This is a genomic window from Bosea sp. F3-2 (assembly GCF_008253865.1).
In the GTDB taxonomy this organism is placed as follows: domain Bacteria; phylum Pseudomonadota; class Alphaproteobacteria; order Rhizobiales; family Beijerinckiaceae; genus Allobosea.
Genome location: NZ_CP042331.1, coordinates 1,621,342 through 1,648,152 on the forward strand (window position 1 = coordinate 1,621,342; position 26,811 = coordinate 1,648,152).

A 26,811-nucleotide genomic window follows, 5' to 3' on the forward strand; every position below is an offset into this window, starting at 1 on the left:
CAGCCTCTTTCGCCTATCCGACCAGCGGAATGGGACAAATGTGCACGGAAAGCCGCAGTTCCAAGCGCCGGCCGCGTGTGAAACTTCATCAGCCCGCCATGTGGCGCAGCCAGAAGGCGAGATAGGCCGCCATCGAGGCGAGCGTCAACAGAGCGACGACGAACTCCGCCGCCACCGCGACCGAACCGAGCTCGATGCCGAAGGCGCGCGAGCCCAGCGCCAGCGCCGCAAAGGCAATCTGTGCGGCGGTGTTGAGCTTGCTGACGACGAAAGGCGCGATCGCCACCGGCCGATCCATCAACCAGGACAGGATCACGGCGGCCACGATCATCAGGTCTCGCGCCACGACCAAAATGACGAGCCAGGTGGGCACCACCCCGACCGTTGCGAGCGTGATGTAGATCGAGACGATCAGCGCCTTGTCGGCGATCGGGTCGAGCCAGGCGCCGAGCTCGCTCGCCATCCCGCAGCGCTTGGCGAGGAAGCCGTCGATCGCATCGGAGATCCCGGCCACCACAAAGAGGATGAAGGCGACATCCCAGCGCGCATTGACGATCATGACGATCACCAGCGGGACCAGGAACAACCGGCCGACCGTGATCAGATTAGGGATCGTCATCAAAAACGCCCGAGCGGACCTCGACAAAAATTGACGCTAAGGTCGCCGACAGTGGATCGGCAAGAGCGAAAACGCCGATACGCCTTGCAAGGCGTGGCGCGCTTGCCTATCGCTCCCGCGAGCACGCAAGGAAGGCGGAACGCAATGAGCAAGCCCGGCGCAAACGGACTGACCTATGCGCAGGCGGGTGTCGACATCGACGCCGGCAACGCCATGGTCGACGAGATCAAGCCGCTGGTGCGCGCCACGCGCCGGCCCGGCGCCGACGCCGAGATCGGCGGGTTCGGCGGGCTGTTCGATCTCAAGGCCGCCGGCTTCAACGACCCGATCCTGGTTGCGGCCAATGACGGCGTCGGCACCAAGGTGAAGATCGCGATCGAAAGCGGCCTGCATTCGACGATCGGCATCGATCTCGTCGCGATGTGCGTCAACGACCTCATCGTCCAGGGCGCCGAGCCCCTGCTCTTCCTCGACTACTACGCCACCGGCAAGCTCGACCCGAAGGTCGGCGTCGAGATCGTGCGCGGCATCGCCGATGGCTGCCGCCAGGCCGGCTGCGCGCTGATCGGCGGCGAGACCGCCGAGATGCCCGGCATGTATGCCGAGAAGGATTACGATCTCGCCGGCTTCGCGGTCGGCGCAGCCGAGCGCGGCACGCTGCTGCCACGCGAGGATCTGAAGCCCGGCGACGTGGTCTTCGGCCTGCCGTCCTCCGGCGTGCACTCGAACGGCTATTCGCTGGTGCGCCGCATCGTCGCGCTCAGCGGCCTCGGCTGGGAGGCACCCGCCCCCTTCTCGCCGGCCAAGAGCCTGGCCGAGGCGCTGCTGGAGCCGACCCGGATCTATGTGAAGCCGCTGCTGCAAGCGCTGAAGGCAACCGATGGCATCAAGGCGCTGGCCCATATCACCGGCGGCGGCTTCCCCGACAACATCCCGCGTGTGCTGCCCGAAGGGCTCGGCGTCGCGCTCGACTTGGCCTCGATCCCGGCTCCGCCCGTCTTCGGTTGGCTCGCCAAGGTCGGTGGTGTCGCCGAGCGCGAGATGCTGCGCACCTTCAACTGCGGCATCGGCATGATCGTCGCGGCGCAGGCCGACAAGGCCGACGGGGTTCTCACGGCGCTGAAGGCGACTGGCGAGGCCCCCGTGAAGCTCGGCGAAATCGTGCCGGTCGCAGCCGGCGAGGAGCAGGTCAGCTACCGCGGCAAGCTCTCGCTGTGAGCACGGCTGACACCCGCAAGCGCGTCGGGGTACTGATCTCCGGGCGCGGCTCAAACATGGTCTCGCTGGCGGAAGCGGCGCAGGCGCCCGACTACCCGGCCGAGATCGCGCTCGTCATCTCCAATATTCCCGACGTCGCCGGGCTCGACCGCGCACGCGGCTTCGGCGTCGCTACGGCGACGATCGACCATCGCCCCTTCGGCAGGGATCGCGAGGCGTTCGAGCGTGCGGTGGATGAGCTGCTGCGCGTCAACCAGATCGATCTGGTCGTGCTTGCCGGCTTCATGCGCATCCTGACACCCTGGTTCGTGAAGCGCTGGGAAGGGCGGATGATCAATATCCACCCGTCGCTGCTGCCGCTGTTCAGGGGTACGCATACGCATCGGCAGGCCCTGGAGGCCGGCGTCAGCGAGCATGGTTGCTCGGTGCATTTCGTCGTGCCGGAACTCGATGCCGGGCCGGTCATCTTGCAGGCGAAGGTGCCGGTCCTGCCCGGCGACGACGAGGAAACGCTGGCCAAGCGCGTCCTCGTCGAGGAGCACAAGCTCTATCCGGCGGCGCTGGCGGAGGTCGCTTCCGGCCGTGCCAGGCTCGCGGGCGACGCCGTCATCCGGGCCTGATCGTCCGAGCCCTCGCGCTTGCAGCGCTCCCATTCCTCGCGTGTCCTCTCCTCCTCCTTCTGCCAGCGGCGGAAGAGGTCGGCGCGGCGGGCGGGGTAGCGCTCCTCCAGCGCAACGAGGCCAGTCATCCGGTCGGTGCGGAAATGGCGGAAGGCCTGCCTGAGCTCGCACCAGGCGATGACGATCCGCACGCGCTCGTAGAAGGTCATTCCGATCGGCCAGATCATGCGCTGGGTCGCATGGCCGCTCTCGTCGCTGTAGTGGATCGAGAGCTTGCGACCGTTACGGATGGCGGCGCGCACGGCGGCAACGTCGACCTGATCGACCGGCACGTCGCCGGGATAAGACGCCGCGAACAAAGCGCCATCGAGCAGGATCGGCCTGAGATGTGGCGGCAGCACCGCCGCAACCTTGCTGACCACGTCCTCGGCGGCGCGCGCGAGCACCGGATCGGCGCGCTCGCTCAGCCAGCGCATGCCGACCAGCACGGCTTCGATCTCGTCGGGCGAAAGCATCAGCGGCGGCAGGTCGAAACCGGCGTCGAGCACATAGCCGATGCCGGCCTCGCCGCGCACGGGAACGCCCTGGCGGACCAGCGCGCCGATGTCGCGATAGACCGTACGCACGGAGACATCGAGCTCGGAAGCCAGAGTCTCGGCGGTCACGGGGCGCCTGCGACGACGCAGGCTTTGAATCATGTCGAGCAATCGTTCGGCGCGCTGCACGGCGTCGTCTCCCCACTCGTCTCCCGATCCAGCGTCCTTGCCGCCCGACCGGAAACGATCGAACGGGTGTCGACTTGGATCTGCGGCAGAATGGCCCAGCTGCGCTGACAGCTTCTGTCAGGAGTCTGTCAGCAGCAAGGCGACCATGACGAGAGACGCGTGCGCCGGTGGCCCGGCGCGCCGATCAGCTCAGAACGGCCGCTTCAGCTTGCACTGGTCGATGAAACGCAGGCCCTTCTCGCGGGCCGAGTCGTTGAAATAGCCGGTCTCCCGGAATGCCTGGATCTCGTCCTTGGTCATGGCGTTGACCGTGCCCTTGGCGTAGCAGCTGCACGGGCTGTGCACCGCTTCGCGCGTCGTGGCGAGGAGCTGCGACTGCGTGATCAGGCAGGCGTCGAAGGCACGCAGCTGGATCATGTAAGGGGTGAGGTTCTTGGCGGTCGGGTCCGGCGGCGGCAGCGCCGTCGAGCTGCTTGCGGCATAGGCCGAGACGCTCGCCAGGATCGACAGTCCACCGGCCAGAACGACCGCACCCATCCGCCGCATCATCATGATTTCGCCTGCCCTTCGAGAACGGGGCACATCGCGATCACCATGCTGCGCCCACGTTCGGCATGGCCATAGAGCTAGGTCAACGTCAAGAGGACGCGCGATCGCTTACTGCGGTTTTCAAGGATAGTGCTTCCGCTGCGACGGTTTCCGGCTGGTTGTCGCCAGTAACCGGCTGGACACCGGGTTCGATTCCGAACCCCGGCTCGTCGATGACCGGAGCCCGGTCCGCCAACTCGAGAAACACAGCGGCGCAAAGCAGCCAGACGATCGCCACTTCCATCATCATCGCCGCCCCCTGCGAACCCGCCGACCGGAGTCTTCCGATCCACGAACACACTCTGGCGGCGATCGATTAACGACCGGTTCGCGGCCGCGTGCCGAGACAATCTCCGGCCCGGCAACAATGGCCGCAGGCGGATCAGACAGGCAAAAAGAAAAAACCAACCTTGAGCCAACACATTGATATTCCTACGATAACGAAAAACTCACCTTAACCGCGCATTAATCCCCTTCCCTCAGATTGCCCGCATTCAATCGATCGGAGGCGCCGTCGCGTCGGAGTTCTGGATTATGCGTTGCGTTGCGTATCTGGCTGGTCTGACGACTTGCCTCTCCCTCTCGCTGCCCGGCAATGCCCAGGCGCAGTCGAGCGACTATTCAACCCTCACCTCGCCCCAGTCGGCACAGAATTGGTACCTGACGCTCGGCGCCGGCGTGCGCTATCAGCCGGACTACACCGGCTCGGATGACTATGTCTTCCGCGCCTGGCCGATCATCTCGCTCGGCAAGGGCCTGAAGAGCACCTGGTGGAGTGCCGAAGACGATGCGATGCTCAGCATCGGCTTCTTCTCCGGCCAGGGCTGGCGCATCGGCTTCTCCGGCGATCTGCTCTGGAAGCGCAGCGCCAAAGTCAATCCAGCGCTCGTCGCCGTGCCGGAAACCAAGTTCGGCGCCGAGGCCGGCGGCTTCGTCGAATTCTACCCGACCTCCTGGCTGCGCGCCCGCGCCGATCTGCGCCGCGGCATCGTCGCGCATGACGGCGTCGTCGCCGACCTGAAGCTCGATGCCTTCTCCAATCTCGGCCCGTGGACGTTGGGTGCCGGCCCGCGCATGCGGATCGCCTCGGCCGACTATGTCAGGACCTATTTCGGAACCTATGGCGCGATGCCGGGCACGGGCGGCTTCCTGCAGCGCTTCAACGCCGGCGTCCACACCGTCGGCGCCCTGGCGCAGCTGACCTATCACTGGTCGGATCAGCTCAAGACCACCGCCTATGTCGAGTACAAGCACCTCGTCGGCGACGCCGCGCGCTCTCCGATCGTCAGGCCGTTCGGCTCTCGCGACTCGATCACGATCGGCCTCTCGGCGAGCTATTCGTTCGACACGGGAACGAACTACTCCTTCGGGCTCTGAGGCACACCAATTTTCGACGGACCCACACCGTCATTCCGGGGCTTCGCGTCAGCCAAGAGCCTGGAACCCATGAACACGAGATCAGACGAGAGGACTCGTCGGATCAGGCCCTTTCGATGTGCAGTCGTGTTCATGGGTTCCGGGCTCGGGCCTGCGGCCCGCCCCGGAATGACGGTGTGGTTCCGTCGAAACACAACGCGTTCCAAACGGAAAAAGGCGGACCGGAGACCGGCCCGCCTTTCTGCTTTCAGCTCAGTCTGCGGCTGAAATCAGCCGACGATCTCGTTGCCCGAGAAGAACTGGGCGATCTCGACGACCGCGGTCTCCGGCGCATCCGAACCGTGCACGGTGTTCTCGCCGACCGACAGGGCGAAGAGCTTGCGGATGGTGCCCTCGGCGGCGTTGGCCGGGTTGGTGGCGCCCATCACGTCGCGATAGGCCGCGATCGCGTTCTCGCCTTCCAGCACCTGCACGACGACCGGGCCGGAGGTCATGAACTCGACGAGCTCGCCGAAGAAGGGACGCGCCGCGTGGACGGCATAGAAGGTCTCGGCCTGGGCCTTGGTCATCTGGATGCGCTTCTGCGCGACGATGCGCAAGCCAGCCTTCTCGATGACCGCGTTGACCGCGCCGGTGAGGTCGCGCTTCGTCGCGTCGGGCTTGAGAATGGAGAAGGTACGCTGGACAGCCATCGAAAGATCCTTGGATGGGATACGGAAAAGGGGAATGCGGCGCGCTTATAGCCGCCGCCTCCCCGCCCCACAAGGCTCGTAGCCGTGCTGTTCTCAGTGCCGCGTCAGGAAGGCGCGGGCCTCGCGCAGCGCTTCCGCGATCTGATCGCGGCTCATCTCCAGCGCCAGCTCCTGGCGGTGCGCCGCCGCCCGGGCGCAGCCACGGGCAAAGGCGACGTTGAACCATTTCTGCGCCGCGACGAGATCGACGGCCCCTGCCCGCCCCGACGCATGCATCAGGCCAAGCTCGTAATAGGCCTCGGCCGAAACCTCTGCCGGGATCACCAGTGAAGCGGGGACTGCGCTCATCTCCATGCGTGCCATGACGAAATCTCCCTGCACCTTCTGTGGTTGTGCCGGCCACCCGTCCAAGGTCCCGGTCGATGGGTGCGAGAGTGAGCCCGAGCGTTAAAGCGCGCGCTAAATTTTGCGATGAATCGAGTCTCAACGAGACGTAATCGCCTGGTTAAAGCAACCAAGGATTCACTTCAAAATCCCGAAAACAGAAGCGATTTCAATAGCCTGCCAAACCAACTCCGCACCTGTCGTTGAGATTGGATTCACCTTGCGCAAGGGAAGAGATGGCCACCTCTTCCCTTGCGGCAGCTTGAGCAGCACAGAAACCCCGATATAGTTCATATCTGAACCATACAGGCATAGCGGGTCGGACAAGGGAGGATCGGATGAATTACGGGACCGGATCGAAGCTCGCAGCCTTGGCCGCGCTCGGCATGCTGGCGGGCATCGCGACGGCGGGAGCCCAGGAGGTCGTCGGCGTCTGGGAGCGCGATACGGGTGCTTCACGTGTGCGCTTCAGCAAGTGCGGCGAAGCGCTCTGCGGATCGCTCTCCTGGCTCAGGGACCAGAACGGGCCGGCCAAGGTCGGCCAGCGCATCTTCCACGACATGAAGCCGAACGGCGCGAACAAGTGGAGCGGCAGCGCCTTCAACCCGGAGGACGGCAAGACCTATTCCGGTACGATGACGCTCTCGGGCGATACGCTGACCACGGCCGGCTGCGTCATGGGCGGGCTGATCTGCCGCTCGGTGAAGTGGAATCGGGCGAACTGAGGCACGGAATGGCGCCGGAACCGCAATGCGGAACCCCTCCCCCTTGTGGGGAGGGGCAGGGATGGGGGTCGAAAAGCAAGGCGATTGATGGGGAGATGTTCTCGGCGCCGCTGCCACGGCTTGGAACTTTCAGCCGATCACCAAGCGGCACTACCCCCACCCCTGCCCCTCCCCACAAGGGGGGAGGGGTTCGCGCGCGACTGATCTCCGGCGTTCCGGCCTATGCCTATCCTGCCCGCATCCCGTCCGACCGCGTTGTCCGGGCGGCTGGCGAAAAGCGCCTCAGCGCGCCCTCTGGCCGAAGAGGATCGCCTTCTGCTCCGGCGTGTTGATGCCGGCCGGGTTACGCAGCTCCTCGCCGACCTTGAGGCCGCGCGCGACGGCGGGGCGGGCCAGCATCGTCTCGATCCAGCGCCCGACATGCGGGAACTGCTTGATGTCCTGGCCCTGGCGCTCCCAGCCGCGGGCCCAGCCGATGCAGGCCATGTCGGCGATGGAATAGTCGCCGCAGATGTAGTCCCGCCCTTCGAGGCGCTTGTTCAGCACGCCGTAGAGCCGGTTCGCCTCATTGGTGTAGCGCTCGATGGCATAGTGCACCTGCTCGGGCGCGTAGATGCGGAAGTGATGGGTCTGGCCGAGCATGGGGCCGAAGCCACCCATCTGCCAGAACAGCCACTCATCGACCGCGACACGAGCGCGCTCGTCCTGCGGATAGAACTTGCCGGTCTTGCGGCCGAGATATTGCAGGATGGCGCCCGACTCGAAGACGGAGATCGGCTTGCCGTCCGGCCCGTCGGGATCGACGATCGCCGGCATGCGGTTGTTCGGGGAGATGGCGAGAAATTCCGGCTTGAACTGGTCACCCTTGCCGATGTTCACAGGAATGACGTTGTAGGGCAGCCCGCATTCCTCGAGCATGATGGTGATCTTCCAGCCGTTCGGCGTCGGCCAGAAATACAGGTCAATCGGCTTGGCGGGAGCTTCGGACATCGTTCGCTTCCTTTCAGGCGTAGCGCTTCGGCCGGAAACCTAAGCAGCGGGCCCACAGGCCGGAAGAGCGGTTCGGACAACCCCGCCCTCCTTCTGAAGAGCATCAACTGTCGGGCCGCCCCGTCAGCGGTCGAGCGCCCATTTGAAGCCTTCATGGCTCTGGTCGAAGCCGAGATTGCGGTAGAAGCGATGGGCGTCGGTGCGGCTCTTGTTGGAGGTGAGCTCGACGAGGCCCACGCCGTTCTCCGCCGCGAAGGCGAGCGCGTGGCGCATCATCACCGCGCCGATGCCGAGCCCGCGGGATTCCGGCGCGACATGGACGCTTTCGATCTTGGCGCGCAGGCGGCCGCGTTCGGCCAGCCCCGGCAGCAGCGTGATCTGATAGGTGCCGACCACCACCCCTACCCGCTCGGCGACGAAGAGCCGGTTGTGTGGACTGGCTTCGATCGCGGCAAAGGCTTTCGAATAGGCGGGGTCGCGCGCCTCCGCGGCGATGGCCTCCGGCGTGCGCGTCTGCGTCGACGCGCCATGCATGATCAGCGCTGCGACGCGCGGCACGTCGGCCGCCACCGCCTCGCGCATGACGATTTCGGAGACATCCACGGCTTGTCGGATCATCGCGGCTTCCTTGCGGCTCCCGCCGCGCTCATTCGACGAAGAGGCGCTTGGCCATCAACAGGGTGTTGGGGGTGTCGTCGCGGCCGTCGAAACGCGCCTGACGCTGCAGGAAGAAGCCCATGCGCTCGTAGAAGGCGATGGCCGGCTCGTTCTGGCTCTCGACCTCCAGGCGCGCTACCGGCGCCTTCGGGAAGCAGGCGAGCGCGACCTGCAGCAGCGTCCGCCCGATGCCGACGCCTTGCCAGGCCGGCAGGACGTAGAGCCGCGTCAGCAGGGCAGCGCCATCGCGTTCCTGCCGGGCCGAGGCGGTGGCGACGACCTCCTCGCCGATCAGCGCGACGAGGAAGATCCCCTCGTCCCGGCCGAGCTGGCTGTGCAGGTTCTCCAGCGAGTGCCAGGCATTGGTGATCTCGGCAACGCGCTGCCAGCCATAGATGCCGTCATAGGTGGCATGCCAGGTCTCGACCAAAAGCGCCCTCACCGCCGGAACATCGGCGGCTTCAGCGTCGCGGATGACGAGATCGGCCGGGATCATCCCAGCTCCCTGTCGCGATGGAACCACCGCGTCATTCCGGGGCGCGCCACAGGCGCGAGCCCGGCACCCATGAACACCGGCGGTGCCGGAAAATCTGTGCGGCGGGACGCTTTTCTACGACATCCGGTGTTCATGGGTTCCGGGCTCTTCGCTTGCGCGAAGCCCCGGAATGACGGTCGAGGTTCCCCACCGCCCGCCAAAGCTAGATCCCCAGCTTCTTCTTCAGGATCTCGTTGAGCGCCTGCGGGTTGGCCTTGCCGCCCGAGGCCTTCATCGCCTGGCCGACGAACCAGCCGAGCATGGTGGGCTTGGCCTTGACCTGCTCGACCTTGTCGGGATTGGCCGCGATGATCTCGTCGACCGCCTTCTCGATGGCGCCGGTGTCGGTGACCTGCTTCATGCCGCGGGCCTCTACGATCTCGCGCGGGTCGCCGCCTTCGGTCCAGAGGATCTCGAATAGGTCCTTGGCGATCTTGCCGGAGATGACGCTCTCGCCGATCAGATCGACGAGCCCGCCGAGCTGGGCAGCCGAAACCGGCGAGGCGGTGACATCCTTGCCTTCCTTGTTGAGACGGCCGAAGAGCTCGTTGATCACCCAGTTGGCGGCGGCCTTGCCATCGCGGCCCTTGGCGACCGCCTCGAAATAGTCGGCCTGCTCGCGCTCGGCGACGAGCACCGAAGCGTCATAGGGCGAAAGCCCGTATTCCGTGATGAAGCGCGCCTTCTTGCCGTCCGGCAGCTCCGGCAACGCGCCTTTCAGGCTTTCGACGAAGGCATCGTCGAATTCGAGCGGCAGCAGGTCCGGATCGGGGAAATAGCGATAATCATGCGCCTCTTCCTTGGAGCGCATCGAGCGCGTCTCGCCCTTGCCGGGATCGTAGAGGCGGGTCTCCTGATCGATCGTGCCGCCATCCTCGATGATGCCGATCTGGCGGCGCGCCTCGGCCTCGACCGCCTGGCCGATGAAGCGGATCGAGTTGACGTTCTTGATCTCGCAGCGCGTGCCGAGCGCGTCACCGGGCTTGCGCACCGAGACGTTGACGTCGGCGCGCAGGTTGCCCTTCTCCATGTCGCCGTCGCAGGTGCCGAGATAGCGCAGGATGGTGCGCAGCTTCGAGACATAGGCTTTCGCCTCCTCGGAGGAGCGCAGATCGGGCTTGGAGACGATCTCCATCAGCGCCACGCCCGAGCGGTTGAGGTCGACGAAGCTCATCGTCGGATGCTGGTCGTGGATCGACTTGCCGGCATCCTGCTCCAGATGCAGCCGCTCGATGCCCACGGTGATCTGCTCGGTCGGCGAGAGATCGACGACGATCTCGCCCTCGCCCACGATCGGGCTCTTGTACTGGCTGATCTGGTAGCCCTGCGGCAGATCCGGGTAGAAATAGTTCTTGCGGTCGAAGACCGAGCGGTGGTTGATCTGCGCGTTGAGGCCAAGACCGGTGCGCACCGCCTGGCGGACGCATTCGGCGTTGATGACCGGCAGCATGCCGGGCATGGCGGCGTCGACGAGGCTGACATGCTCGTTCGGTTCGGCGCCGAAACCGGTCGAGGCGCCGGAGAACAGCTTGGCATTGGAGGTGACCTGGGCATGGATCTCCATGCCGATCACGACTTCCCAATCGCCAGTCGCGCCCTTGATCAGCTTCTTCGGGTCGGCGGGGCGGGCATGCACATTCATCTGTGGTCTTCCGGCTGCTAGAGCCGGATCCGATCAGGTTCAAACCTGATCGGTGAATCCGTCTCTAAGATGATATTAGAGAACGCGTGACCCGATCAGATTGCAACGCAATCTGATCGGCGCGTGCTCTAGGTCGCCTACGCGTTACGATGTCGGCGAGCTTGCGGCAAGCATCCGTTGCTTCGCATGGCTGCCCTGAAACTCCGCGGCATAGTGCAGCGCCGTTGCGCTCCTGCAACCAGATGGCGGGAATATGGCTTATCTGGCGCAATATCGCATTTCTTGACGGGTGATGGATCTTGACATTCGTCAGCCATCATCCCTTTTAGCGTCAAAGGTCGCAAAACCGGCTATGGTTGCGCCGCCTGTCATTCGGAGTTCCGTCATGTCACGCAGCCGTTTCATCGGCGTGGTGCTCACTGCCATTGCTACGTCGACCGGCCTCACCACGTTCGACGCCGCTGCCCAGGGAGCTCCGCCGGCCCCTCCGGTTCAGGTCGCGCCCCCTCTCGCCAAGCGCATCACCAACTGGGACGAGTTCACCGGCCGCTTCGAAGCGAGCGAGCAGGTCGAGATCCGTGCCCGCGTCTCCGGCTTCATCGACAGCGTGCACTTCCCAGACGGTGCGCTTGTCCAGAAGGGCGACCTGCTCTTTACCATCGATCAGCGGCCTTACAAACTGGCCGTCGACGTTGCTCGCGCCGACGTCACCCGCGCCAAGGCCCAGGTCGAGCTCTCCCAGAACGAGGTCGATCGCGCCGAGGGCCTGACCCAGAACCGCACGATCACGGCCCGCGACGTCGACCAGCGCCGCGCCAACCTCAACAGCGCGGTCGGAACGCTGCAGGGCGCCGAGGCCAATCTCAAGAACGCCGAGCTCAACCTCGAATGGACCGAGGTGCGCGCCCCGCTCTCCGGGCGCATCTCGAACCGCCGCGTCGACCCGGGCAACCTGATCGCCGGCGGCCAGTCGGGCGCGACGCTGCTGACGACCATCGTCGCGGTCTCGCCGATCTACTTCACCTTCGATGTCTCGGAAGCCGACTTCCTGCGCTATTCCCGCATGGCCAGCCTGCGCGACGGTTCGGGCAAGGACGCCGGTGTCCCGGTCGAGGTGAAGCTGTCGGATGAAACCAAATGGGGCCGCCGCGGCAAGGTCAACTTCGTCGACAACGCCGTGAACGCGCGTTCGGCCACGATCCGCGGCCGCGCCGTGTTCGACAACAAGGACCAGTTCCTGACTCCCGGCGTGTTCGGCCGCCTGCGCTTCTTCGCCGGCGAATCCGACGCGCTGCTCGTGCCCGATACCGTGCTCGTCTCCGACCAGGCCAACAAGATCGTGCTCACGGTCGGCCCCGAGAACAAGGTCGTGCCGAAGCGGGTCGAGCTCGGGCCGATCAGCGAGGGCTTGAGGGTGATCCGCTCCGGCCTGTCGGTCGAGGACAAGGTGATCGTCGGCGGCAATGCCAATCCGATGGTCCGTCCTGGCGTCGCCGTCACGCCGCAGCCGGGCGAGATCAAGGTCGCGACGACGAACTGAGCGCCTCCCGCGCCGGCTTTTCCCAAGGCCGGCGCACCGCTTCTCGGGCCGTGCCGACCCAACACCGAAACACGGGCGCCACCGGGCGTCCGCCCGCTTTTCCGGACAGGACGCTTCCATGTTCCGCTTCGCCCATTTCTTCATCGATCGACCGATCTTCGCCACCGTGCTTTCGGTGCTGCTGACGATCGCCGGCGCCATCGCCCAGCGCACACTGGCGATTTCCGAATACCCCGAGATCGCACCGCCGACGGTGTCGATCCGCGCCACCTATCCCGGCGCCTCGGCCGAGGTCGTCGCCGCCACGGTGGCGACGCCGATCGAGCAGCAGGTCAACGGCGTCGACGACATGCTCTACATCACCTCGCAGTCGACCGGCGACGGCGTGGTGACGATCAACGTCGTGTTCAAGGCCGGCATCGACATCGACCAGGCCCAGGTTCTGGTGCAGAACCGCGTCTCGCAGGCCGAGCCGCGCCTGCCGCTGGAGGTGCGCCAGCTCGGCCTGCAGGTGCGCAAGGCCTCGCCCGACTTCCTGATGGTCATCAACATGATCTCGCCGGACGGGTCGCGCGACGCGCAGTACATCTCCAACTACGCCTCGCTCTACGTGAAGGACGTGCTCACCCGCGTCGATGGCGTCGGCGACGTGCAGGTCTTCGGCGCGCGCGACTTCTCGATGCGCATCTGGCTCGACCCGGCCAAGGTTGCCGCGCGCAACCTGACGGCGGGCGACGTGGTCGCCGCGCTCAGGGCGGCGAACGTCCAGGTTGCGGCCGGCGCGCTGAACCAGCCGCCGGCGAAGTCGGACGAGGCCTTCCAGTTCTCGGTCAACACGCTCGGCCGCCTGACCGATGTCTCCGAGTTCGAGAACATCGTGGTGCGTTCCGATGCCGATGGCGGCACGATCCGCGTTCGCGACATCGCCCGCGTCGAGCTCGGCTCGCAGGACTACACCTCCAACGCCTATCTCGATAACAAGAACACCGTCGCCATGGGCGTCTTCCAGCGGCCCGGCTCCAACGCGCTGGCGACGTCGGACAAGCTGATCGCGACGATGAACGAGATGGCCAAGCAGTTCCCGCCGGGCCTCGAACACCGCATCATCTACAACCCGACCGAGTTCATCGGCGAGTCCGTCGACGCGGTGGTACACACGCTGCTCGAGGCGGTCGTGCTCGTCGTCATCGTGGTGATCCTGTTCCTGCAGACCTGGCGCGCCGCGATCATTCCCATCGTGGCCATTCCGGTCTCGTTGGTCGGCACCTTTCTGGTGATGAGCGCGGTCGGCATCTCCTTCAACACGATCTCGCTGCTGGCGCTCGTGCTCGCCATCGGCATCGTCGTCGACGACGCGATCGTGGTGGTGGAGAACGTCGAACGCTATCTGGCGGAAGGTCTTTCGCCCAAGGAAGCCGCGCACAAGACGATGGACGAGGTCGGCGGCGCGCTGCTGGCGATCGCGCTGGTGCTCTGCGCCGTGTTCATCCCGACCGCCTTCATCAGCGGTCTGCAGGGCACCTTCTATCAGCAGTTCGCGGTCACGATCGCAGCCTCGACGGCGATCTCCTGCTTCGTCTCGCTGACGCTCTCGCCGGCGATGTCGGCGGTGCTGCTCAAGCCGCACAGGAAGCACGACGAGCACGCTCAGCATGGCTTCCTCTACAAGCTCGGCGCACCTGTCCGCTGGTTCTTCTACTACTTCAATGCCGGCTTCGACTGGCTGTCGCGGGGCTATGGGCGCGTCACCGCACGGCTCATCCGCATCGCAGTGATCCTGCTGATCGTCTATTCCGGCCTGATCGCCGCGACGGTCTGGGACATCCGCCGGACGCCGACCGGCCTCGTGCCTCAACTCGACCGCGGCTATTTCATCGTCGCGATGCAGTTGCCGCCGGGCTCTTCGCTTCAGCGCACCGATGCCGTGCTCCGCAAGGCCAACGAGCTCCTGCTGTCGCGGCCGGGCGTGGCGCATACCGTCGCCTTCGCCGGCCTCGACGGCGCGACCTTCACAATCGCGCCCAATACCGGCGTCGCCTTCGTCACGCTCGCGCCGTTCAAGGATCGCGAGAAGGACGGCCTGACCACCGCCGGCATCCTCAACGACCTGCGCCAGCAGATGTTCACGATCCCGGAGGCTTTCACGCTCGTCATCGAGCCGCCGGCCATTCCGGGCATCGGCACGGGCGGCGGCCTCAAGGGCTATGTCCAGGATCGCAGCGGCCGCGGCCTGCCGGCGCTGGAAGGCGCGGCCTGGATCGTCGCCGGCTCGGCCGGGCAGGTCGACGGCATCCAGCAGCCCTTCACGCTGTTCTCGACCAGGACGCCGCAGATCTATGCCGATATCGACCGCACCAAGGCGGAGATGCTCGGCGTGCCGATCACGCGCATCTTCGAGACTCTGTCGACCTATATGGGCTCGGCCTATATCAACGACTTCAACCTGCTGGGCCGCACCTATCGCGTCACGGCGCAGGCTGACAATCCGTTCCGCCTGACCACGCGCGACGTCGCCAATCTCAAGACCCGCAACGCGGATGGCGAGATGGTGCCGATCGGCTCGGTCGCCTCCTTCCATGACACGACCGGCGCCTATCGCGTGCCGCGCTACAACCTCTACCCGGCGGCCGAGGTGCAGCTTTCGATGAAGCACGGCTTCTCGACCGGCCAGGGCATCGCGGCGATCGAGAAGATCGCGGCGGAGCGACTGCCGGCGGGCTTCGGCTTCGAATGGACCGAGATCGCGCTGCAGGAGAAGCTCGCAGGCAATACGGCGATCATCGCCTTCGGGCTTGCCGTGGTGTTCGTCTTCCTGCTGTTGGCGGCGCTCTACGAGAGCTGGCTCTTGCCGCTTTCGGTCATCCTGATCGTGCCGATGTGTATCCTGGCTGCGATGTTCGGCGTGAACTACGCCAATCTGGATCGGAACATCCTCGTCGATATCGGCCTCGTGGTGCTCGTCGGCCTTGCCGCCAAGAACGCGATCCTGATCGTCGAGTTCGCCAAGCAGGCGGAGGAGGAAGGCATGCACCGCCGCGACGCGGCGATCGCCGCCGCCCGCACCCGCCTGCGGCCGATCCTGATGACCTCGATGGCCTTCATCCTCGGCGTGCTGCCGCTGACGATCTCGGTCGGCGCCGGTGCCGAGATGCGCCAGGCGATGGGCATCGCGGTGTTCTCCGGCATGCTGGGCGTCACCTTCTTCGGCCTGATCTTCACGCCGGTGTTCTATGTGATGGTGCGCTGGCTGGCGGAGCTGGGTGGCAAGCGACGCAAGGTGCAGGCTGCGCGCCAAGAGCCGACGAGAGCGCATGGCTGAAGGTGACGGCGGCGGCTTTCCGGCCGCCGCTGCCCCAACGGCAGATGTGAAAAAGGGCCGCTCGCGCGGCCCTTTTTGTTTTCTCAAGGCGTCATTCTCGGGCGGAGCGAAGCGCAGACCCGAGAATCTCGATCAGGAGATGCTCGGGTCAAGCCCGAGCATGACGACGAGAATGGCTCAGCCCCACCAGCGCTCCGACACCGGGAAGCGGCCGGCCGCCTGCTCGATCACCTCGCCGAGCGAGAACAGCGTCTCCTCGTCGAAGGGGCGACCAATGAGCTGCAGGCCGAGCGGCAGGCCCTGAGCGTCGAGCCCGGCGGGCACGGCGATACCCGGCAGGCCGGCCATGTTCACGGTCACGGTGAAGACGTCGTTGAGATACATCTCGACCGGATCGGCCGAACCCTTCTCGCCGATGCCGAAGGCCGCGGACGGCGTCGCAGGCGTCAGCACCGCATCGATGCCCTGCGCATAAACCGTCTCGAAGTCGCGCTTGATGAGGGTGCGGACCTTCTGGGCGCGCAGATAATAGGCGTCGTAATAGCCGGCCGAGAGCACATAGGTGCCGATCATGATGCGGCGCTTGACCTCGGCGCCGAAGCCGGCGGCGCGGGTCTTCTCGTACATCTCGACGATGTCCTTGCCCTGCTTGCGCAGGCCGTAGCGGACGCCGTCGTAGCGGGCGAGGTTCGAGGAGGCCTCAGCCGGGGCGACGATGTAATAGGCCGGCAGCGCGTATTTGGTGTGCGGCAGCGAAATCTCGACGATCTCGGCGCCGGCGGCCTTGAGCCATTCGATGCCCTTCTGCCAGAGCGCGTCGATCTCGGGGTTCAGGCCCTCGAGCCGGTACTCCCTGGGAATGCCGATCTTCATGCCCTTCACCGAGCGGCCAACGGATGCCTCGTAGTCGGGCACCGGCGTATTGACCGAAGTCGTGTCCTTCTGGTCGTGGCCGGCCATGGAGCGCAGCATCACGGCGCAGTCGCGCACGCTCTTGCCGATCGGCCCGGCCTGGTCGAGCGAGGAGGCGAAGGCGACGATGCCCCAGCGCGAGCAGCGGCCATAGGTCGGCTTGATGCCGACCGTGCCGGTGAAGGCGGCGGGCTGGCGGATCGAGCCGCCGGTGTCGGTCGCGGTCGCGGCAAGGCAGAGATCGGCGGCGACGGCCGCGGCCGAACCGCCCGACGAGCCGCCCGGAACGAGATGGTTGCCCTCGACGGCCCCGCCCTGCCCGGCTCCGACATTCGAGCCCAGTCCTACGTTGGAACCTTTGCGGCGCCACGGGTTGACGACATTGCCGAAGGCCGAAGTCTCGTTCGACGAGCCCATGGCGAATTCGTCATTGTTGAGCTTGCCGAGCATCACCGCGCCATCGCGCCAGAGCTGGCTGGAGACGGTCGACTCATAGGCCGGCACGAAATTGCCGAGGATGTTCGAGCAGGCGGTGGTGCGCACGCCCTCAGTGGCGAAGAGATCCTTGATGCCGAGCGGCAGGCCTTCGAGCGGGCGCGCCTCGCCCTTGGCGAGCTTCTCGTCGGAGGCAGCGGCCTGCTTCAGGGCCTGCTCCGGCGTCTCCAGCACATAGGCATTGAGGGCGCGCGCCTTCTCGACGGCGGCGATATGCGCCTTCGCCAATTCGGTGGCGGAGAAGGTCTTGGCTTTCAGGCCGTCGCGGGCCTCGGTCAGCGTCAGGCGGGTGAGATCGGTCACGGGAGAATTCCGGAGTTTATCTGGTCATAAAGACCCCGGATCGCGCTTCGCGCGTCCGGGGTGATCGAATAGGCGCGCCTGGCGCCTATTCGATCACCTTCGGCACGATGAAATAGTTGTCCTCGGAAGCCGGGGCGTTGGCGACGATCGTGTCGGCGATTTCGCCGTCATTGACCAGGTCCTCGCGCTGTTTCATCGCCATCGGCGTCACCGAGGTCATCGGCTCGACGCCATCCACGTTGACCTCGCCGAGCTGCTCGACGAAGCCGAGGATGGCGTTGAGCTCGCCTTGCAGCTTGGGCAGATCGGCCTCCGGCACGGCGATGCGCGCGAGATGCGCGACGCGTTTGACGGTGGCGAGATCGACCGACATGGCGGACTCCTGAATGGGGCGCGGCTCACGCGCCGGAAACGGTTCGCCGCGCTATAGCAGATGGCGGCGCGTAAGTAAGGGCCAAGACGAAGCGCGACATGGCCGGGCTTGACCCGACCTTCTCTCCATTCAGAGATTCTCGGCTCTCCGCGGAGTTCATCCTTGGGCCGATCAAAGATCGGACCCGAGGACTACGGCCGAGAATGACGGCCAGGTCAGACCGCGAAAGCTTCGCCCTTCTTTGGCACGATGGCCTCGATGCCGCTGCCCTTCAGTCCCGCGACGAAGGTATCGGCATTCTGGTCGATGATCGGGAAGGTGCCGTAATGGCTGGGGATCGCGACCTTCGGCTTGACGAAACGGGTCATGGCGAGCGCGGCGACCTTGCCGCCCATGGTGAAGCGATCGCCGATCGGGCAAATGCAAGCCTCGACACCGTGGATCTCGGCGAGCAGCGCCATGTCGGAAAAGATATCGGTGTCGCCCATATGCCAGAGCGTCTTCTCACCCCTGGCCTTGATGATCGCGCCATTGGCGCTGCCCACGGGGACATTGACGCCGCCCTCGCCCATCCCGGCCGAGTGATCGGCGCGGACGAGCGTGACACTGAACGGGCCGAGGTCGACCGTGCCGCCGGTGTTCATCGGCTGGAAGCTCTTCAGCCCCTGCCCGGCCAGATGCATGGCCAGATCATAGTTGGTGATCACCGTCGCGCCGGTCTTGCCGGCGATGTCGAGCGTGTCGCCGACATGGTCGCCATGGCCGTGGGTAACGACGATATGGCTCACGCCCTTGCAGATCGCCGCGACATCGCCCTCGAAGGCCGGGTTTCCAGTGAAGAACGGGTCGATCAGGATGGCGGCGCCGTCGATGTCGACGCGGAAGGCGGAGTGGCCGTACCAGGTGAGTTTCATGCGAAGCCTCCGGGCTTTCGAGATGCCGCCCCTATCTAGGCCGATCCGGGCCTGCGACCAAGTCGACAATGCATCAGGAGAAAGGCAGGCTGGCGCCATGTCGAACCAACGGAATCGCCCCATGACCGACGCTGCCACACTTGCCCGCCGGATCGCCCAGGGCCATGGCGACGAGCCGGCCGATCTCGTCATCAGGGGGGCGAAGCTCCTCGATCTCGTCACCGGCGCGCTGGTCGAAAGCGACATCGCGATCTGCGGCGGCACCATCGTGGGAACCTATGGCAATTACGAAGGTCGGCGCGTCATCGACGCGAAGGGCCTCATCGCAGTGCCCGGCTTCATCGACACGCATCTGCACATCGAATCCTCGCTGGTTACGCCACTCGAATTCGAGCGCTGCGTGCTGCCGCACGGCGTCACCACGGCGATCTGCGACCCGCACGAGATCTCGAACGTGCTCGGCGCCGAAGGCATCCGCTATTTCCTCGCCTGCGCCGAGGCGATGCGGATGGATCTCCGCGTCAACCTGTCGAGCTGCGTGCCGGCGACGCATCTGGAAACCGCCGGCGCGCAGCTCGAAGCCAGCGACCTGACGCCGATGATGGATCATCCCAAGGTGATCGGGCTGGCCGAGTTCATGAACTTCCCCGGCGTGATCCATCGCGATCCGGGCTGCCTCGCCAAGCTCGAAGCCTTCTCCGACCGTCATATCGATGGCCACGCGCCGCTGGTGCGGGGTATGGACCTCAACGCCTATCTCGCGGCCGGCATCCGCACCGACCACGAGACGACGACGGCCGAAGAAGCGCGGGAGAAGCTCGCCAAGGGCATGGCGATCCTGATCCGCGAGGGCTCGGTCTCGAAGGATCTGCACGCGCTGATCCCGCTGATCTCGCGCGACGCCTCGCCCTTCCTCGCCTTCTGCACCGACGATCGCAATCCGCTCGACATCGCCGAGGAAGGCCATCTCGACTACATGATCCGCACCGCCATCGCTAACGGCGCCGATGTGCTGGCGACCTATCGCATCGCCTCGCTCTCGGCGGCGCGCAATTTCGGCCTGTTCGACCGCGGCTTCATCGGCCCCGGCAAGCGCGCCGACATCGTGCTGGTCGAAGACCTCGCCGCCTGCTCGGTGAAGCAGGTCATCACTGGGGGCCGGCTGGTCGAAGAGGCGCTGTTCGCGGATCGGACGGCGATCGCTCCAGTCGGGCTCGGCAGCGTGAAGAGCCGCAAGCTCGCTCCCAGCGATTTCCGGGCACAGGCGCGCGACGGCAAGACGCCGGTGATCGGCGTGGTGCCGGGGCGGATCATCACCGAGCGGCTATCGATGTCCCTGCCCTCGCGCGACGGTGAGGCCCTGCCGGATGCGGCGCAGGATGCGATCAAGGTCACCGTCATCGAGCGTCACGGCAAAAACGGCGGCATCGCCACCGGTTTCGTCCACGGCTTCGGCATGAAGCGCGGCGCCATCGCCTCCTCGGTCGGCCATGACAGCCACAATCTCTGCGTGGTCGGCGTCGACGCGGCATCGATGGCCGCCGCGGCCAACCGGCTGATCGAGATCGGGGGCGGCTTCGCCGTGGCGGATGGCGGCAAGGTCACGGCGGAGCTGGCGCTGCCCGTCGCGGGGCTGATGAGCGAACAGCCCTTCGAGGTGGTGCGGCACGATCTGGAGCATCTGCGTGCCGCAGCGAAGGCGCTCGGCGTCGTGCTGGCCGAGCCTTTCCTGCAGGTCGCCTTCCTGACGCTGCCGGTGATCCCGCACCTCAAGATCACCGACAAGGGGCTGGTCGATGTGGATCGGTTCGATTTTGTGTGAGGTTGCCGTCATGCTCGGGCTTGCCCCGAGCATCTCGGAAACCAGCGCCTTCTCGTCCCGAGATTCTCGGGTCCGCGCAAAGCGCGGCCCGAGAATGACGTCAACTGCAGGCGCTAGATTCGCTCTTCCAGCGCAGCCATGACCTTCTCGGCGACGAGCCCCGAGACGCGGCCGTTCGACTCCACCGTATTGCCGGCGATGTGTGGCGTGAGGATCAGGTTGGGAGTGCCGGCGAAGACCTTGGCGGCGTCCTTGCCGAGCGGCTCCTGCTCGTAGACATCGATCGCGGCGCCGCCGAGCTTGCCGGCCTTCAGGGCTGCAGCCAGCGCCGCCTCGTCCATGATGCCGCCGCGCGCGGTGTTGATCAGGATCGCGTCCGGCTTCATGCGGGCGAAGGCTTCGATACCGATCAGGCCGCGCGTCTCGGCGGTCAGCGGCACGTGCAGGCTGATGACATCGGCCTCGGCCAGCAGGTCTTCGAAGCCAAGCGACCTCACCCCGCTCCAGGCCGGATCGTCGGCGGGCAGGCGCGGATGGTAGGCGGCGACCTCCATGCCGATCGCGCGGGCATGATGGGCAACGTCGCGCGCGATGGCGCCGAAGCCGACGAAGCCCATCAGCTTGCCGGCGATTTCCCGGCCGATCAGCTTCGTCTTGGGGAACTCGCCGGCCAGCATCGCGGCATTGGCGAAATAGGCGCCGCGCAGCAGGGTCATCGCGGTGCCGATGACATATTCGACGACGGACAGGCTGTTGGCGCCGGTCGCGGGGAAGACGCGGATGCCGCGGGCGGCACAGGCTTCCATGTCGAGATTGTCGAGGCCGACACCTAGCCGGCCGATCACTTTCAGCGCCTTTGCGGCCTCCAGCACCTTGCCGCGGACCTGCGTCTGGTTGCGGACGATCACGGCCGGGACATCGGCAACGAGCCGCGCGATCTCGTCCGGGCTGGCATAGAGCTCGGGATCATAGTGGACTGCGAAGCGCGCCTTGAGGTTCGCGACGGCTGCGTCGTCCATGAACTCGGTGATGACGATGTCGGTCATGGGGCTGTGCTGACGATGAAACGAAGGCGTGGATCGGGGCTGTAGAGCGGCGCGACGAAGGTCTCGACCAGCTGCCCGCCGTTCTTCTCGATGATGCGGCGGGAAGCATGGTTCTCGACGTCGCAGGTGATCGAGATTTCCGGCAGCCCGGCCTCGCGCGCGATGCCCAGCATCGCGGCCAATGCGGCCGTGGCATAGCCATGGCCGGCGAAGGCCGGCAGGATGGTGTAGCCGATATGCCCGAGCACATGCTCGGGCAAGGCGAACACAGGCCTGCCCTTGTCATCCTCCTGCCAGCGCAGATTGATCGAGCCGACGAAGGGCCGCTCTGGCCGATCCTCGGCGAAGATCCAGCGCGTCGGCCCGGGGATGCGATCGACCTCGCGGCCATCCGGCAGGCGGATGCGGCCGGGGCCGCCCCGGAGCTCGGCGAGGAAGGCATCGGGATCGACGGCGATGGCGGCGAGTTGCTCGGGCGCGACGTTGCGCGTCGTATTCGGCGACCAGCCACCATGCAGAGCCGCCTCATAGGCGCCGAGCAGGGTCTTGTCGGGAACTCGCAACGAGATGCGCGCCGGCACGGCGGAACGTCCTTCCATGGCGGCGACGCCGCTTTCCTAGATCGCCGCGCGTCCGACAGGACGCGGTAACGGTGATCTATGCTCTTGTTATCGCATCGGATTGTTCCGAAGCGCGCGCATATAGCCGAATTGGCGGCAGGACGCGATGGCGCTGGCGCTACAGCTTGCAGGAAACCGTCATTCGCGCGGCGCACAGCAATGGCTGCGGCGCGAGCACCTCGCAACCGGGCGCTGCGCATGGTACCGCCATGGCATGACCAGCCAGATCGTCCCGCTCGAAGCCTTCCTCGACCTGCCGGCGCATGCGCGCCTGCTCGGTCTCGATCTCGGCACCAAGACGATCGGGCTTGCGCTCTCGGACCTGGAGCGGCAGATCGCGACGCCGCTGGAGACGATTCAGCGGGTGAAGTTCGGGCTCGATGCGGCCGCACTGCTGAAGATCGCTGAAAAGCACCAGATCGCGGGGCTGGTGATCGGCCTGCCGCTCAATATGGACGGCACGGAGGGACCGCGCGTGCAGTCCACCCGCGCCTTCGTGCGCAACCTCGCCCCCCTCACCGCTCTGCCGATCGTGTTCTGGGACGAACGGATGTCGACGATGGCCGTGACACGCACCCTGCTCGATGCCGATGCCTCGCGCGCCAAGCGCGCGGCGGTCGTCGACAAGATGGCCGCCGCCTACATCCTGCAGGGCGCGCTCGACCGGCTGGGCCGGCTCGCAGAGATGGAGGAGGACGAAGGCGAGCCGAACAACTAAAAACCCGTCCCGCCGGAAGCGGAACGGGTTCTACAAATGCGTAGCGAATGCCGAGCCTCGGCCTCGCCGCTAGGGCTCCGGCGCTACTGGCCCAGCAAGTTGCGCTGGAACTGCTGCTGCTTGAACGCCTTCTTCTGCGCTTCGCGCTCGTTCTTGATCGCGCGCTTGCGCTCTTCCATCGTCATGCCAGCCATCGGGTCCTGCTGGCGACGGCCGCCGTCGTAGCCGGGCCGACGATCGTTGCGCCAGTCTCCGCGGCCATCGTCGCGGCCGTAACCGCGGCGCTCGTCACGCCAATCCCTGCGCTCGCCGTCGCGCCCATAGCTGCGACGCTCATAGCTACGACGCTCATAGCCATCGCCATAGCGCCGCTCGTAGGGGCGATCATAGTCCGGGCCGGCATAGTATTGCGCTGCGGCGGGCTGAACACAGGCCCAGCCGACCGTCGCCAATCCCAGCCCGGCGATCAGAGCATTTCGAAGCGACGTCATTTCAGTGATACCCCAGCCCTTCCAAAAACAAGCGACACCAAGATTCTGGCGTCGAATCGCAAAGATTTCCCTGACGCGCCCCACAAAGATCGGCCCGCGCAGATTGCGCGGGCCTTGCAAGACGCTTCCTTGCATCAGACCGAAAAATGGAAGCCCCTTTCGGAAGAATCTGACGCAATAACAAATAGATAGATCACCGTTATCGCGTCCGGCAGGACGCGCGGCGATCTAGGCCGCGACCTCAGCGGTAATCGCGGAAATCATACGGCGCATAATAGCCGCCGTAGGGCGCATAGTAGCGCCGCGGATAGGCATAGACCGGCGGCGGCGGAGGCGCATAGTCGTCCTCATAATAGTACGGCGCCCCATAGGCGCGGTTGTTCGCCGCGATAGCCGCCGCGCCGAGAATACCGAGACCCACGGCCCCCGCGACCGCAGCGCCGCGCGAATAGCCGCGATAGCCGCGATAGCCGTAGTAGCCGCGATAGCCGCGGTAGTACTGCGTATATTCGGCCTGCGCCTTGTCGAGCCGCGCCGCATCGAAGAGGCGCTGCTCTTTCGCCATGGCGGGAACCGCGAAGCTGCTCACCGCCATACCTGCGGCAGTCAGCGCGATGGCGAACTTCTTGCTCAGAGAGATCATGACGGAATCTCCTTTCTCGGGACCCTCCCGAACCACGCAAACAGGTTCGCTCGGTCCGGTTGAATGCGACCTGAACCAATCGCGGCAGCATTGCGGCAGGGACACAGCGGCTTCCCGTCAACGCCCTTGCCGGCTGCGGGCCGCCATGGAACAGGCTGGTCCAACCCAATCACCGTATCAACCGGTGGCGGGTTCCGTTGTTCCTGCCACCCTGCCGGTCTGCCATGCTCGACAGCCTGATCGCCGTTTTCCTCGTCATCGCGACGGGCTGGCTCCTGAAAGCCCGCAACCTCGTTTCACCCTCGCATTGGCTGGGTGTCGAGCGCCTGACCTATCAGGTCCTTTTCCCCGCCGTCGTCATCCATACGCTCGCCATGGCAGATCTGCGCGGCGTACCGGTCGTCGCCATGGGGGCGAGCCTCGTCCTCGCCATCCTCAGCGTCGCAGCCCTTCTGCTCCTCACCCGGCCGCTCCTGGCGCGAGCAGGCATCGACGGGCCTGCCTTCACCTCGATTTTCCAGGGCTCGGTCCGCTGGAACACTTTCGTCGCACTGGCGCTTGCCGCCGGCCTGCAAGGCCGCAATGGCGCGACGCTGATGGCGATTGCCGTCGCCTCAATGATCCCCTTGCTCAATGTCCTGTGCGTCGTCGTCCTCGCGCGCTTCGCCAATGGCAAGCCGATGAGCGTGGGCGGCACGGTGCGCTCGATCCTGTACAACCCCTTCATCTGGTCCTCTGCCGTGGGCCTCGCCTTCAATCAGGTCCAGTGGCTGCTGCCTTCGGCCTTCACAGGCTATCTCGACATATTGGGGCGGGCTTCCCTCGGCATCGGCCTGCTGGTTGTGGGCTCCGCGCTCGATCTCAATCGCCTTGCGCGCCCCCGCCTGGCCCATGGGGTCGCAGTCGCGTTGAAGCTCGCTGTGATGCCGCTGGCGGCCTGGCTCTATGCCGGATTATTCGGCGTCACCGGCCCGGCCCTGACCATGACGATCGTTGCCGGTGCCGTTCCGACCGCCACAGCCGCCTACTTCCTCGCCCGCGATCTCGGTGGCGACGCGCCGCTCATGGCCGAGATCACAACCCTTCAGACCCTGCTCGCGCTGGCAACGCTCCCGGTCGCCGTCCTGTTCCTGGCCTGATCAACCAAGACTTGAAATTTGTTGTATGATACAATTTATAATTGCATATCGAAGGAACGCCTCCGGACGAGTGCCGTGCCTGCCAGACGAGGGAATCCATGCGCATAAAGCCAAAGGCGCGAAAGCTGGTTCCACCCGAACCGGATCTCGATGAGCAGGACGACAACCTTCCCGATCGGCCGATGACAGCGCTGGAGGCGGCGTCCTTCATCGAGAGCATGGCCGCCGAGCTGCGAGGCATGGCGCGCGGCACGAAGCTCGAAACCTTGTCCTATTTCCTGGAGATGGCGCGGATCGAGGCGTCCGCCGAGGTCGAGCGCCTGGTCAAATCGAACGGCAAGGGCCATTAGATCGCCGCGCGTCCTTTCGGACGCGATAACGGCGATCTATGAGTTTGTTATCGCATCGGATTTTTCCGAAAAGTGGATTCCACTTTTCGGTCCGATGCTGTAGGCCTCAGAGCCTGAGGAGTGTCAGGAGCTCGCCCGCGACAATGCTCCTCCGGGGTGACGGTGCACTTGCCCTTCGAGTTCCAGTTCGACCAATACCCGGTTGATCTCGCGCGCGGCATGACCGCTCGCGCGGACGAGGTCGTCGAGCCCGATCGGCGTCGGTCCCAGCAATTCCAGCACGAGGCGCCCGAGGCCCGACTGCAAGGCAGGCCGCTCGACCTCCTCGGCCGATGACGGGGAATCGAAATCCCCGTCATGTCCTATGAACCCCGGCGCCGATGCCACTTCCGGCAGGTCGAGCTCATCCCACATTGCCTCGCTCGCCGGGTCGCCGGCGACCTCCCGCAGCGCAGAGCGTTCCAGCCAGGAGGTAGGGTCCTGCCGACGCAGCGGCGCAAGCGCCTCGATGACATGCGTCGCTTCGGCGCAAAGCGTCGCTCCCTCCCGAATCAGATGGTTACCGCCTTCGGCGCGCGGATCGAGCGGCGAGCCCGGCACGGCGAAGACCAACCTGCCCTGCTCGTTGGCGAAGCGCGCCGTGATCAAAGAGCCCGAGCGACGTGCCGCCTCGACCACCACGGTGCCGAGCGAGAGGCCGGAAACCAACCGGTTACGCCGGGGGAAATCGCGCGCCCTCGCGACCCAGCCGAGCGGCATTTCGCTAAGGACGGCGCCGCGCTCGGCGATGCGCTCCGCCAGCGGGATGTTCTGCGGCGGATAGATTTCGTCGAGGCCGCCCGCGAGCACGGCGATCGTGCCCGTATCGAGGCTGGCTTGGTGAGCAGCCGTGTCGATGCCGCGGGCGAGCCCGGAGACAACGGCGAAATCGGCTTCGCCGAGCTCGCGCGCCAGTCGACCGGTGAACGTCATCCCCGCTGCGGAGGCATTGCGGGAACCGACGAGGGCGACCGCCGGCCTCTGGAGAATCGGCACCTGCCCGAGCACTGCGATCAGCGGCGGCGCCGAATCGATCGCCTGCAGCGGCGCCGGGTACTCCGTTTCGCCGAGCGCGATCAGGCGTCCGCCGAGACGTCGCAGTCCCTCGATTTCGCGTTCCGCCTCGGCTGGCTGGCAGATGCGGATCGTACGGCCTGCTCGTCGCGCGAGCTCAGGCAGGGCCTCAAGCGCGGCACCAGCCCCGCCGAAGCGGTTCATCAGGGTACGGAAGGTACGCGGGCCGATGCCCTCGCTGCGGATCAGCCTCAACCAATCGAGACGCTGGCAATCGGAGAGGACGATGCCAGCCGCCATA

At 65.7% G+C, this 26,811-nt stretch carries 28 protein-coding genes; 10 read left to right on the forward strand and 18 right to left on the reverse strand.

From position 1 onward, the window contains the following. Window positions 1-88: 88 nt before the first annotated feature. Window positions 89-619: a CDP-alcohol phosphatidyltransferase family protein gene (locus FQV39_RS07505; protein ID WP_149129719.1), complete on the reverse strand. Its 531-nt coding sequence runs from the start codon at window positions 617-619 to the stop codon at window positions 89-91. A 144-nt stretch (window positions 620-763) separates the two neighbouring features. Between FQV39_RS07505 and purM the strand changes: the two genes are divergently transcribed. Both purM and purN read left to right on the forward strand, forming a co-directional pair. Beyond that, on the forward strand, window positions 764-1,837 hold the full coding sequence (gene purM, locus FQV39_RS07510) for a phosphoribosylformylglycinamidine cyclo-ligase (RefSeq protein ID WP_149129720.1): 1,074 nt from the start codon (window positions 764-766) through the stop codon (window positions 1,835-1,837). 56 nt (window positions 1,838-1,893) lie between these two features. Next, a complete protein-coding gene (gene purN / locus FQV39_RS07515) occupies window positions 1,894-2,457 on the forward strand; it encodes a phosphoribosylglycinamide formyltransferase (protein WP_248313377.1) in 564 nt (187 codons plus the stop codon). Here the strand turns inward: purN and FQV39_RS07520 are convergent. The 3 genes from FQV39_RS07520 to FQV39_RS07530 form a co-directional block, all read right to left on the reverse strand. Beyond that, a complete protein-coding gene (locus FQV39_RS07520; protein ID WP_149129722.1) occupies window positions 2,385-3,182 on the reverse strand; it encodes a helix-turn-helix transcriptional regulator in 798 nt (265 codons plus the stop codon). The genes purN and FQV39_RS07520 overlap by 73 nt on opposite strands. A 189-nt stretch (window positions 3,183-3,371) precedes the next feature. Next, window positions 3,372-3,734, reverse strand: coding sequence for a hypothetical protein (locus FQV39_RS07525; protein ID WP_149129723.1), 363 nt, complete (start codon window positions 3,732-3,734; stop codon window positions 3,372-3,374). Window positions 3,735-3,819: 85 nt separating this feature from the next. Further along, on the reverse strand, window positions 3,820-4,020 hold the full coding sequence (locus FQV39_RS07530; protein WP_149129724.1) for a hypothetical protein: 201 nt from the start codon (window positions 4,018-4,020) through the stop codon (window positions 3,820-3,822). A gap of 284 nt (window positions 4,021-4,304) precedes the next feature. Here FQV39_RS07530 and FQV39_RS07535 point away from each other — a divergent pair, with 284 nt between their 5' ends. Further along, window positions 4,305-5,147 (forward strand): MipA/OmpV family protein, encoded by an 843-nt coding sequence (locus FQV39_RS07535; RefSeq protein WP_149129725.1) that lies wholly within the window; start codon window positions 4,305-4,307, stop codon window positions 5,145-5,147. Window positions 5,148-5,416: 269 nt separating this feature from the next. Here the strand turns inward: FQV39_RS07535 and ndk are convergent, their stop codons facing one another. Together ndk and FQV39_RS07545 are read right to left on the reverse strand one after the other, a co-directional pair. Next, window positions 5,417-5,839 (reverse strand): nucleoside-diphosphate kinase, encoded by a 423-nt coding sequence (gene ndk, locus FQV39_RS07540; RefSeq protein WP_149129726.1) that lies wholly within the window; start codon window positions 5,837-5,839, stop codon window positions 5,417-5,419. Between the two features lie 93 nt (window positions 5,840-5,932). Then, window positions 5,933-6,202, reverse strand: coding sequence for a sel1 repeat family protein (locus tag FQV39_RS07545; RefSeq protein WP_248313285.1), 270 nt, complete (start codon window positions 6,200-6,202; stop codon window positions 5,933-5,935). Window positions 6,203-6,561: 359 nt separating this feature from the next. Here FQV39_RS07545 and FQV39_RS07550 point away from each other — a divergent pair, with 359 nt between their 5' ends. Continuing rightward, window positions 6,562-6,948 (forward strand): DUF2147 domain-containing protein, encoded by a 387-nt coding sequence (locus FQV39_RS07550; protein ID WP_149129727.1) that lies wholly within the window; start codon window positions 6,562-6,564, stop codon window positions 6,946-6,948. A 282-nt stretch (window positions 6,949-7,230) separates the two neighbouring features. Here the strand turns inward: FQV39_RS07550 and FQV39_RS07555 are convergent, their stop codons facing one another. The 4 genes from FQV39_RS07555 to gatB form a co-directional block, all read right to left on the reverse strand. Next, on the reverse strand, window positions 7,231-7,938 hold the full coding sequence (locus tag FQV39_RS07555) for a glutathione S-transferase N-terminal domain-containing protein (RefSeq protein WP_149129728.1): 708 nt from the start codon (window positions 7,936-7,938) through the stop codon (window positions 7,231-7,233). A 123-nt stretch (window positions 7,939-8,061) separates the two neighbouring features. Continuing rightward, on the reverse strand, window positions 8,062-8,556 hold the full coding sequence (locus FQV39_RS07560; RefSeq protein WP_149129729.1) for a GNAT family N-acetyltransferase: 495 nt from the start codon (window positions 8,554-8,556) through the stop codon (window positions 8,062-8,064). A gap of 28 nt (window positions 8,557-8,584) precedes the next feature. Further along, window positions 8,585-9,091 carry a GNAT family N-acetyltransferase gene (locus tag FQV39_RS07565; protein ID WP_149129730.1) on the reverse strand — a complete coding sequence of 169 codons (507 nt, stop codon included), beginning with the start codon at window positions 9,089-9,091 and terminating at the stop codon, window positions 8,585-8,587. Window positions 9,092-9,293: 202 nt separating this feature from the next. Continuing rightward, on the reverse strand, window positions 9,294-10,772 hold the full coding sequence (gatB, locus tag FQV39_RS07570; RefSeq protein WP_149129731.1) for an Asp-tRNA(Asn)/Glu-tRNA(Gln) amidotransferase subunit GatB: 1,479 nt from the start codon (window positions 10,770-10,772) through the stop codon (window positions 9,294-9,296). Between the two features lie 385 nt (window positions 10,773-11,157). Between gatB and FQV39_RS07575 the strand changes: the two genes are divergently transcribed. Together FQV39_RS07575 and FQV39_RS07580 are read left to right on the forward strand one after the other, a co-directional pair. Continuing rightward, window positions 11,158-12,312, forward strand: coding sequence for an efflux RND transporter periplasmic adaptor subunit (locus FQV39_RS07575; protein WP_149129732.1), 1,155 nt, complete (start codon window positions 11,158-11,160; stop codon window positions 12,310-12,312). 118 nt (window positions 12,313-12,430) lie between these two features. Further along, complete coding sequence (locus FQV39_RS07580; RefSeq protein ID WP_149129733.1) at window positions 12,431-15,631, forward strand: efflux RND transporter permease subunit; 3,201 nt, start codon at window positions 12,431-12,433, stop codon at window positions 15,629-15,631. 177 nt (window positions 15,632-15,808) lie between these two features. Here the strand turns inward: FQV39_RS07580 and gatA are convergent, their stop codons facing one another. The 3 genes from gatA to FQV39_RS07595 all read right to left on the reverse strand — a co-directional run bounded on the left by gatA (window position 15,809) and on the right by FQV39_RS07595 (window position 18,628). After that, window positions 15,809-17,341 carry an Asp-tRNA(Asn)/Glu-tRNA(Gln) amidotransferase subunit GatA gene (gatA, locus tag FQV39_RS07585; protein ID WP_149129734.1) on the reverse strand — a complete coding sequence of 511 codons (1,533 nt, stop codon included), beginning with the start codon at window positions 17,339-17,341 and terminating at the stop codon, window positions 15,809-15,811. Between the two features lie 85 nt (window positions 17,342-17,426). Then, window positions 17,427-17,714 carry an Asp-tRNA(Asn)/Glu-tRNA(Gln) amidotransferase subunit GatC gene (gene gatC / locus FQV39_RS07590; RefSeq protein WP_149129735.1) on the reverse strand — a complete coding sequence of 96 codons (288 nt, stop codon included), beginning with the start codon at window positions 17,712-17,714 and terminating at the stop codon, window positions 17,427-17,429. Window positions 17,715-17,929: 215 nt separating this feature from the next. Continuing rightward, window positions 17,930-18,628 (reverse strand): metal-dependent hydrolase, encoded by a 699-nt coding sequence (locus FQV39_RS07595; protein WP_149129736.1) that lies wholly within the window; start codon window positions 18,626-18,628, stop codon window positions 17,930-17,932. A 121-nt stretch (window positions 18,629-18,749) separates the two neighbouring features. Here FQV39_RS07595 and ade point away from each other — a divergent pair, with 121 nt between their 5' ends. Further along, window positions 18,750-20,450 (forward strand): adenine deaminase, encoded by a 1,701-nt coding sequence (gene ade / locus FQV39_RS07600; protein WP_149129737.1) that lies wholly within the window; start codon window positions 18,750-18,752, stop codon window positions 20,448-20,450. Window positions 20,451-20,563: 113 nt separating this feature from the next. Here ade and FQV39_RS07605 read toward each other — a convergent pair whose 3' ends face one another. Together FQV39_RS07605 and FQV39_RS07610 are read right to left on the reverse strand one after the other, a co-directional pair. Beyond that, on the reverse strand, window positions 20,564-21,496 hold the full coding sequence (locus FQV39_RS07605) for a hydroxyacid dehydrogenase (RefSeq protein ID WP_149129738.1): 933 nt from the start codon (window positions 21,494-21,496) through the stop codon (window positions 20,564-20,566). Next, the gene (locus tag FQV39_RS07610) at window positions 21,493-22,095 is read right to left on the reverse strand and encodes a GNAT family N-acetyltransferase (RefSeq protein WP_149129739.1); all 603 of its coding nucleotides are present in this window, start codon (window positions 22,093-22,095) and stop codon (window positions 21,493-21,495) included. The genes FQV39_RS07605 and FQV39_RS07610 overlap by 4 nt, the downstream gene beginning before the upstream one ends. A gap of 235 nt (window positions 22,096-22,330) precedes the next feature. On the opposite strand from FQV39_RS07610, the gene ruvX reads away from it, so the two are divergent. Beyond that, window positions 22,331-22,834: a Holliday junction resolvase RuvX gene (gene ruvX, locus FQV39_RS07615; RefSeq protein ID WP_149129740.1), complete on the forward strand. Its 504-nt coding sequence runs from the start codon at window positions 22,331-22,333 to the stop codon at window positions 22,832-22,834. Window positions 22,835-22,917: 83 nt separating this feature from the next. Here the strand turns inward: ruvX and FQV39_RS07620 are convergent, their stop codons facing one another. Continuing rightward, window positions 22,918-23,325: a hypothetical protein gene (locus FQV39_RS07620; RefSeq protein ID WP_149129741.1), complete on the reverse strand. Its 408-nt coding sequence runs from the start codon at window positions 23,323-23,325 to the stop codon at window positions 22,918-22,920. A gap of 241 nt (window positions 23,326-23,566) precedes the next feature. Continuing rightward, entirely contained in the window at window positions 23,567-23,968 is a 402-nt protein-coding gene (locus FQV39_RS07625; RefSeq protein WP_149129742.1) for a hypothetical protein, read from the reverse strand. Between the two features lie 224 nt (window positions 23,969-24,192). On the opposite strand from FQV39_RS07625, the gene FQV39_RS07630 reads away from it, so the two are divergent. Together FQV39_RS07630 and FQV39_RS07635 are read left to right on the forward strand one after the other, a co-directional pair. Then, window positions 24,193-25,107, forward strand: a complete 915-nt coding sequence (locus tag FQV39_RS07630; RefSeq protein WP_149129743.1) for an AEC family transporter — start codon at window positions 24,193-24,195, stop codon at window positions 25,105-25,107. A gap of 98 nt (window positions 25,108-25,205) precedes the next feature. After that, on the forward strand, window positions 25,206-25,457 hold the full coding sequence (locus FQV39_RS07635; protein ID WP_149129744.1) for a hypothetical protein: 252 nt from the start codon (window positions 25,206-25,208) through the stop codon (window positions 25,455-25,457). A 123-nt stretch (window positions 25,458-25,580) separates the two neighbouring features. Here the strand turns inward: FQV39_RS07635 and dprA are convergent, their stop codons facing one another. Then, entirely contained in the window at window positions 25,581-26,810 is a 1,230-nt protein-coding gene (gene dprA / locus FQV39_RS07640) for a DNA-processing protein DprA (protein ID WP_187640203.1), read from the reverse strand. Window position 26,811: the final 1 nt, after the last annotated feature.

Coding starts and splice junctions, on each gene's coding strand:
- FQV39_RS07620 (WP_149129741.1), bottom strand. CDS start 23,325: ATGACGTCGCTTCGAAATGCTCTGATCGCCGGGCTGGGATTGGCGACG.
- FQV39_RS07610 (WP_149129739.1), bottom strand. CDS start 22,095: ATGGAAGGACGTTCCGCCGTGCCGGCGCGCATCTCGTTGCGAGTTCCC.
- ade (WP_149129737.1), top strand. CDS start 18,750: ATGACCGACGCTGCCACACTTGCCCGCCGGATCGCCCAGGGCCATGGC.
- ndk (WP_149129726.1), bottom strand. CDS start 5,839: ATGGCTGTCCAGCGTACCTTCTCCATTCTCAAGCCCGACGCGACGAAG.
- FQV39_RS07605 (WP_149129738.1), bottom strand. CDS start 21,496: ATGACCGACATCGTCATCACCGAGTTCATGGACGACGCAGCCGTCGCG.
- dprA (WP_187640203.1), bottom strand. CDS start 26,810: ATGGCGGCTGGCATCGTCCTCTCCGATTGCCAGCGTCTCGATTGGTTG.
- FQV39_RS07630 (WP_149129743.1), top strand. CDS start 24,193: ATGCTCGACAGCCTGATCGCCGTTTTCCTCGTCATCGCGACGGGCTGG.
- purM (WP_149129720.1), top strand. CDS start 764: ATGAGCAAGCCCGGCGCAAACGGACTGACCTATGCGCAGGCGGGTGTC.
- FQV39_RS07530 (WP_149129724.1), bottom strand. CDS start 4,020: ATGATGATGGAAGTGGCGATCGTCTGGCTGCTTTGCGCCGCTGTGTTT.
- FQV39_RS07545 (WP_248313285.1), bottom strand. CDS start 6,202: ATGGCACGCATGGAGATGAGCGCAGTCCCCGCTTCACTGGTGATCCCG.
- gatB (WP_149129731.1), bottom strand. CDS start 10,772: ATGAATGTGCATGCCCGCCCCGCCGACCCGAAGAAGCTGATCAAGGGC.
- FQV39_RS07550 (WP_149129727.1), top strand. CDS start 6,562: ATGAATTACGGGACCGGATCGAAGCTCGCAGCCTTGGCCGCGCTCGGC.
- FQV39_RS07575 (WP_149129732.1), top strand. CDS start 11,158: ATGTCACGCAGCCGTTTCATCGGCGTGGTGCTCACTGCCATTGCTACG.
- ruvX (WP_149129740.1), top strand. CDS start 22,331: ATGACCAGCCAGATCGTCCCGCTCGAAGCCTTCCTCGACCTGCCGGCG.
- FQV39_RS07560 (WP_149129729.1), bottom strand. CDS start 8,556: ATGATCCGACAAGCCGTGGATGTCTCCGAAATCGTCATGCGCGAGGCG.
- FQV39_RS07555 (WP_149129728.1), bottom strand. CDS start 7,938: ATGTCCGAAGCTCCCGCCAAGCCGATTGACCTGTATTTCTGGCCGACG.
- FQV39_RS07580 (WP_149129733.1), top strand. CDS start 12,431: ATGTTCCGCTTCGCCCATTTCTTCATCGATCGACCGATCTTCGCCACC.
- FQV39_RS07565 (WP_149129730.1), bottom strand. CDS start 9,091: ATGATCCCGGCCGATCTCGTCATCCGCGACGCTGAAGCCGCCGATGTT.
- FQV39_RS07535 (WP_149129725.1), top strand. CDS start 4,305: ATGCGTTGCGTTGCGTATCTGGCTGGTCTGACGACTTGCCTCTCCCTC.
- FQV39_RS07525 (WP_149129723.1), bottom strand. CDS start 3,734: ATGATGATGCGGCGGATGGGTGCGGTCGTTCTGGCCGGTGGACTGTCG.
- purN (WP_248313377.1), top strand. CDS start 1,894: ATGGTCTCGCTGGCGGAAGCGGCGCAGGCGCCCGACTACCCGGCCGAG.
- FQV39_RS07625 (WP_149129742.1), bottom strand. CDS start 23,968: ATGATCTCTCTGAGCAAGAAGTTCGCCATCGCGCTGACTGCCGCAGGT.
- FQV39_RS07505 (WP_149129719.1), bottom strand. CDS start 619: ATGACGATCCCTAATCTGATCACGGTCGGCCGGTTGTTCCTGGTCCCG.
- gatC (WP_149129735.1), bottom strand. CDS start 17,714: ATGTCGGTCGATCTCGCCACCGTCAAACGCGTCGCGCATCTCGCGCGC.
- FQV39_RS07635 (WP_149129744.1), top strand. CDS start 25,206: ATGCGCATAAAGCCAAAGGCGCGAAAGCTGGTTCCACCCGAACCGGAT.
- FQV39_RS07595 (WP_149129736.1), bottom strand. CDS start 18,628: ATGAAACTCACCTGGTACGGCCACTCCGCCTTCCGCGTCGACATCGAC.